The sequence below is a fragment of the Lutibacter sp. HS1-25 genome (genome assembly GCF_004121075.1).
In the GTDB taxonomy this organism is placed as follows: Bacteria; Bacteroidota; Bacteroidia; order Flavobacteriales; family Flavobacteriaceae; genus Lutibacter.
The window spans coordinates 1-5,132 of the sequence record NZ_RHLN01000150.1 but is presented as its reverse complement, the minus strand read 5'-3'; the positions used below and the strand labels follow the sequence as shown (position 1 = coordinate 5,132).

Annotated in this window: 1 protein-coding gene and 1 pseudogene; both read left to right on the top strand. The window is 32.3% G+C overall.

Annotated features, from left to right (window positions below; all coding sequences use genetic code 11):
- Positions 1–2,144 (top strand): DUF4955 domain-containing protein (locus tag EC396_RS15095; protein ID WP_129367596.1); only part of this gene is annotated, 2,144 nt, incomplete at its 5' end.
- Between the two features lie 66 nt (positions 2,145–2,210).
- A pseudogene (locus tag EC396_RS15090) lies at positions 2,211–5,132 on the top strand (hypothetical protein); the annotation flags it as partial.

The window sequence follows — 5,132 nt, the reverse complement described above, 5'->3', positions numbered from 1 at the left end:
TTACTAATTCTGTTGATATTACTCAAGTAACAAAAGAGATTAAAAAAGGAGACTTCGAAATAGAAGTTGCCAGTGCAGCCAATTTATCGATTGGGCAATATGTTGATTTGTATCAACGTACCCCTGCTAACCTTGAAGCAAATATGCCGGGTTTAACGCCTAATATTAGATGGACACCTATAATAAACAATGGTATCCGTCCTTATGAGAAACATGTTATTACTAAAATTGCAGGGAACAAAATAACCTTTAAAAACCCCGTTCAGCTTAATATGCCATTATCATCTACGACGGTTCTTAAAACGTTTCAAACAATTACAGAAGTAGGTGTTGAAGATATTTTATTTACAAGTGGTTGGAAACATTATCCAGAAGATTTTTTACACCACGCAAGCGATATTGTAGATTATGCGTGGCAAGCCGTTGCTTTTAATAATGTGGCAAATGGATGGATTCGAAATTGCCATTTTAAAGATTGGAATGAAGGTATTTGTATAGAAAAAAGTATAGCCGTTACTGTTAAAGATATTGAATTTTCTGGTAAGAAAGGACATACTAGTTACTATTCAAGATACAGTTATGGTGTGCTATTTGAAAATTGTATCGATAATGTAAGCGAAGGGTTGTCAAAAGATCCTGATAAAGGTATGCTGCACGGTCCAGGGATGCGTTGGAGTACAACGAGCACTGTGTTCGTTAATTGTAATATGCAAACAAATCAATCTATCGATTGTCATGGGTATCATCCCTATGCCAATTTATTAGATAATGTTAGAGGTGGTATTTTAAGTGGAAGTGGCGGCGCTGAAACGGCATATCCTAATAGCGGACCATACCTAACATTCTGGAATTTTAAACATAATGCAAGTTTCACAAACAAAACATATGATTTTTGGTTTATTTCAAACACAACGAGTCGACATACCAATACATTTGCATATCCATTGTTTGTAGGTTTCCAAGCTGCAGTTGGTAAGAATATTACATTTAAAAACGAAGGTTTAGATGAGTTACGTAACAATCAAGTTTACCCTAATTCCTTATTTGATGCGCAATTGCAGTTACGTTTATATGGAGGTTATATGTCAGCATCCTCATCAAAGGTTAATGCAGAAGCTAAATTGAGTAATGATGGTGATGATTCCACATTTTGGGAATCGAATAGTGCGGGTACAGGTCAATGGTTAATGTTAGATTTAGGTGTTAATAAAACAGTTAATAAAATAATTGTAAAGGAAGTTTCTGCAGCTATTAATGAATGGAAATTGGAGTATTGGGATGGGGCTAATTGGGAAATAATTACTGCCGGGACACAAATTGGAGAAGAAAAGACTATTTTATTTGATGCTGTATTTGCGCGAAAAATAAGATTCAGTATAGTAAATATGTTAGCTGGTAAAGAATCAGCCTCGGTTTTAATTAATGAGTTCAAAATTATACCAAAACCCTTACAATTACCAAATGATAATTTTTCTATTAGTACTGTTGGAGAAACTTGTGTTAATAAAAATAATGGAAAGATAATTATAATTGCCAATGCTCCCTACAGTTATGCAGCAAAAATAAATGATGTTTCATACCCATTTAGTAATGATGTAACTATTGATAATTTAAGTCCAGGGACGTATGATTTATGTATCACTGTTGAAGGTGATACTTTTGAACAATTTTACAAAGTTTCCATAGCAGAAGCTTCTAACTTAAGCGGAAAAATACTTGTTGATAAAAAAACAGCTTCTGTTTCTATTGCCGAAGGAACAGCTCCTTATACGGTTCTTAAAAATGGAAAAACCATTTTAGAAACATATCAAACCGATTTTTCTGTTGAAATAAATCATGGTGATCAATTGCAAATTCAAAGTAAATCAGCTTGTCAAGGTGTGCTTTCAAAAAGTATCGATTTATTAGAAAATGTGCGTGTGTATCCTAACCCAACAAACGGTTTGTTTGAGATGTATTTACCAGAAGGTATAAAAACAGCAAACATAGAAATATACAATACACAATCTCAATTAATTTCTTCACAAACATACACAGTGCAAGGTGGTAGTGTTAGTTTAAATATTAGCGACAAGCCTGTTGGTGTTTATTTTGTGAAATTGAATTTAGAAAAACCAGTTTTTGTTAAAGTTGTGAAGAAGTAAATAAATATAATTCCAAATGATGTAATTAAATAGTAATTAAATAGTAGTAAAATAAATGAGAAATAAATGAAAAAAAAATTTGTTAAAATCACACTGTTATTAACATTAGTAGTAAGTGTTTCAAATGTAATTGTAGCTCAAACAATTGAACATCCAATAATTTGCACAACTGCTGCCGATAGAGCACATATTTTAAGTCTTATAGATAATTATGATTGGGCAAAAAGTATTGTTAATCAATTTCATAGTAATGTAGACAGTAAATTGGAAACCCATCAAACAAACCCAAATTCAATTTTTAATGGAATTCCAAGTTTTCCTGCTAATGATAAAAATTCAGAGTCATCTGCATCTTCATTAGCTTCTAGTCATTCTAAATTATTAAGCACTGCAAAATACGCTTCAATGTTATATTATATTACTGAGGATGAAAAATATGCCCAATTTGCGGCTGATATTTTGGCGTATTATATTGATGAAATTTCAACGAGAAATCCAGAAACAACAACTATTTCAGGTAATTATTTTTATGACCCTAGAACCACATATCCTCATTTTGCTATTGCTTATGATTTTATTTACAATTATTTAAAAAAATCAGGAACAACAGTTTACAGTAAGTCAACAGGTACAAGAGTTCCGTATGATAATGAAAAAGCACAACGGGCAATTAAAAATATTGCTGGCAATGCATTAAATGAGTCTGGAGGTAATGATACTCACGGAAAGATTATAAGTAATCACCCTGTTTTAACTTCACCTGGAGCATTGTTTTCAATATTATGTGTTGAAGATGATGTGGAAAGAGAGCGTTTATTCAACGTGTTTTGGGAAAAGGGAACAAAGCGTCAAAATTCATTTAAAAACACCATATTACCTATGTTTGGTGAACAAGGTGTTTGGCCAGAGTCTGTAAGCTATAGTTTTATGCCTAATGTTTCATTAATTTTAAATGTTATAGACCGAATTAAACCTACAATGAATGTTGCTCAGTCTTATCAAAATATTTTTGAAGGAGCTTTCTTATTTGAAAATTTGCGTCACCCAAATAGACGATTTGTTACTTATGGTGATTCGCATAGAGACAACGATGGAACGGATGAAAACTATAAGTACATATTAAATCTAGCAAAACGTAAGGGCAATTCAACTTTACAAAAAAAGGCAGAAGTAGCACTTGCACAATATTTTGAAGCCAAAGGTGGTCGTGTACATCAATTAACAACATCAACGTTCGACAATTATTTTGGCCTTGATTTATTTTGGGGTGAACCAACACCAAGTAATTCAATTGAGAAATTTGATTATAAACCAACTGTTGTAATTAAACATGCTGGGGTTGCATTGCAACGAAATTATGTTGAAGATAATAACATTGATTATGGTTTGTGTGGTATTATTGGTGGTGCACACTATGTACATTCTCATTGTACCGGAATTACCATGGAATTGTATGGTGCAAATTATATCATGGCTCCAGGAGGTGGACTTCCAAAAAGTGTAGCGGAGCGCCAATTGCCAGTGCATACCAATTATTTTCGTTTATATGCTGGTAACAATACAGTAATTGTTAATGGAACGTCACATGGTAAACAACCTGGTGCTTGGAATTCAAATTCATACTTATGGCAAAATACCACAGTTAACGTTGCTGCAGAACCTAAACACCTTGAAGATCCAATTAGTGCTAATTTTAGCTTTGCAACTCAGTTTTTAAAGGACGAAATTAATAATTGTGACCAACAACGGACTTTAAGTACCATTCGCACAAGCGCAACAACGGGATATTATTTTGATATTTTCCGTTCAAAATCATTGGAAACCAATGAATTTCATGATTATATTTATCACAATATTGGAGATGAAACCCAAATACTTACATCCGATAATAATACGCTTAACTTAAGTGCAACAAGTCGTTATAATAACGATTTTGGCGACCCAGTACAATCACCAGGATGGCGCTTTTTTGAAGATACTAAAGTAAGTGAAGCTACTGAAAAAGGTGTTGATATCCGTTTTCATATTAAGAATGATAACCGTTATATGCACATGAAAATAGCTGGAGGAACAAGTCTTGAATATACAAAAGCATTAGGACCACCATCAAGAGATGCAAGCAAAGGTTATGATAGCAAGAAAACACAAATAATAGGCATCCGTAAAAATGGAGAAGCTTGGGATAAACCATTTGTTGTTGTATTTGAACCTTCGTTAAATGCAACAAGTTCAGTTAAATCTACATCAAACATTGTTAAAAATAATAAAGTAGTTGGTGTAAAAGTAATTTCTGAAGTAAATGGCGCAAAAATAACAGATATTATTTTAGCCAATGATGATGATAATATTGCCATAAACTTAAAAGAATTAAAACTAGAGTTTAATGGAAGATTTGGAATTGTACGCACAAATGTTAAAGATGGTAAAACCAATGTTTCTTTATATATAGGTAAAGGGCAAAAACTTGTTTTTGATGGACATACGTTGAATGCAAATAATGAAGAAAAAGGCTTGTTAGAGTATACGCTTGATTATGAATATCAATTTAAATTAGGTACAGATAATTTTAATATTGAAACTATAGGAGAAACTTGTATAGATAAGAAAAATGGAAATGTTAAAATTGAAGCTGATGAAACTAGAAATTATACAGCAACATTAAAAGGAAACAACTTTAATTATACAGATAATTTCACAAGCATTTTAAATATTGATAATTTAAGTCCAGGAGCTTATGATTTATGTATTACTGTTGAAGGGGATACTTTTGAACAATGTTACAAAGTTTCCATTGCTGAAGCTTCTAACTTAAGCGGAAAAATACTTGTTGATAAAAAAACAGCATCTGTTTCTATTGCCGAAGGAACAGCTCCTTATACGGTTCTTAAAAATGGAAAAACCATTTTAGAAACATATCAAACCGATTTTTCTGTTGAAATAAATCATGGTGATCAATTGCAAATTCAAAGTAAATCAGCTTGTCAAGGT